We start from the raw sequence: 1,629 nt of genomic DNA, 5'->3' as shown, positions 1-1,629 counted from the left end.
CAACCACCAGCGCGTTTAATGTTCTGTACCATTTTTCAGGCATAAAAAACCCGCTCAGCGGCGGGCCTTGCTTACTTTGCCATCGCGTAAAAAATCGGCAAAATATCAGATTTATGCGCAAAATACACTTTTCAGTTCGGTTTTGCAATATTTAACCTGGTATTAGATACCTTTTGTTGTGAACGTAAGTGCATTGCCGATATAAGCGCATCTTTGTCCAGGCCTGTAACACAGTCACGCATAATCTCCCAGCGAGGTCGGTATGTCTCTGTCCATGTGGATTTAGCAACCCCCATCAATTCAGCCAGTTCCTGATATTCATAAGTCTCACTCCCAGCCAGCTCGCTCTTCACATCCTGCACCGCCAGCCAGATTAATTTTTTCAGGCGCTCCCGTGTTTTCTCTGCAATTTTTCTGGTACCGGATTGAACATTAAATTCATTCCACACCCACTGCGTTATCGCGATCTGGTGTTCCCAGCAAATATTTCCGCTGTAACACCACAACAACCAGGCTTTATGATGTTCTTCAAGAGACAGAACTGCCCGTCGCCATGATGATGTCGAAAACTCAACCTGACTTACCAGAGGAATTGACGCCCCCTTTGCCAGCGATTGTTTCCCCGGGATTGGTGGATTATCCAGCGTGATCATTTTTCCGGTCACTTCATCGCGGTACCGGATTTTTTTACGCCTGTAACGCCCGGTATCAAACATGGCATTCTCCTGCCAGGCTTCAAGCTGACCTTTTGTTGCTCCACTCAAATCGGCGGTGGCGATAATGAGCTGTTCACGCACAAACTGTAAATACTGGTTATTCATGCGCACTCCAGTTCTGTGATTTTTATCCCCAACCGACCACCAGGAACGAGCTGACCGCGCACAATATTGATTTCATCAAACTGCTCGTCGTCGATAAGCAACCCCGCATGTGTCAGTGCATCCAGTGGTGCTTTCAGAATATTGTCCAGGTCACGGCGGCGCTTATCCGGTGGCTCTGCAATAATCTTTATCGCCAGCCTTCCGGACAGGTTTAATTTCAGCCGCTGCTGGCGAACAATGAGCGCCACATCACGGCGATAACGCTCACCGGCTTTTGATACAAAATATGTGCTGCCACGACGTCGCCAGTAGGTGTTCACCGTAGGCGGGTAAGGCAAAACAAATTCTATGCGTTCAGTCATTTATGCTTTCCACTTCAGGACACCCGAGTTTCTCGCGTGCATTAAAAAACGAATCAGCAACAACAGCTGGCTACCGTGTCTGTCTTCAAAATCTTTTACCCCGGCGTGTAGTTCGTTATGGCATCTACGACACAGTGGAATAACAAACAAATCGTCAGCCTTTGTTCCCATCCCTCCAAGTCCATGACCAATGATGTGATGCGGATCATCTGCCTGATTACCGCACGTCATGCATTTCTGCGTTTTTACCCAACGCGTGTATACAGGCATCTCTTCCCGTTGTGGTTTCTGGCGCTGGAGATACTGAGCCGGTGACTCCGGATCAACGGCAATGCTTACCACCGTCTTTTCCTGTGGCGGGATTTGTTGCTGGTGGACGTGAGGCAACGGCGCAAGATTTTTTGTGCGCTGCTTCAGTATGCTGGTGGCTGTCTGCTCTCCCGGTA

At 48.7% G+C, this 1,629-nt stretch carries 3 protein-coding genes; all 3 read right to left on the bottom strand.

The window, feature by feature from the left end; translation table 11 throughout:
* Positions 1 to 131: 131 nt before the first annotated feature.
* Positions 132 to 821 (bottom strand): bacteriophage antitermination protein Q, encoded by a 690-nt coding sequence (locus EQY_RS0110550; protein WP_001064879.1) that lies wholly within the window; start codon positions 819 to 821, stop codon positions 132 to 134.
* A complete protein-coding gene (locus EQY_RS0110545) occupies positions 818 to 1,183 on the bottom strand; it encodes a RusA family crossover junction endodeoxyribonuclease (protein ID WP_000140019.1) in 366 nt (121 codons plus the stop codon). The genes EQY_RS0110550 and EQY_RS0110545 overlap by 4 nt, the downstream gene beginning before the upstream one ends.
* The coding region (locus EQY_RS0110540) for a DUF968 domain-containing protein (RefSeq protein WP_000297000.1) at positions 1,184 to 1,629 on the bottom strand (446 nt) is incomplete at its 5' end. It lies immediately after the preceding gene.

It is taken from the genome of Escherichia sp. TW14182, from assembly GCF_000208525.1.
GTDB classification, from domain to species: domain Bacteria; phylum Pseudomonadota; class Gammaproteobacteria; order Enterobacterales; family Enterobacteriaceae; genus Escherichia; species Escherichia ruysiae.
Note: the sequence above shows the minus strand (reverse complement) of the source record. Positions and strands in the feature narration are given on the sequence as shown.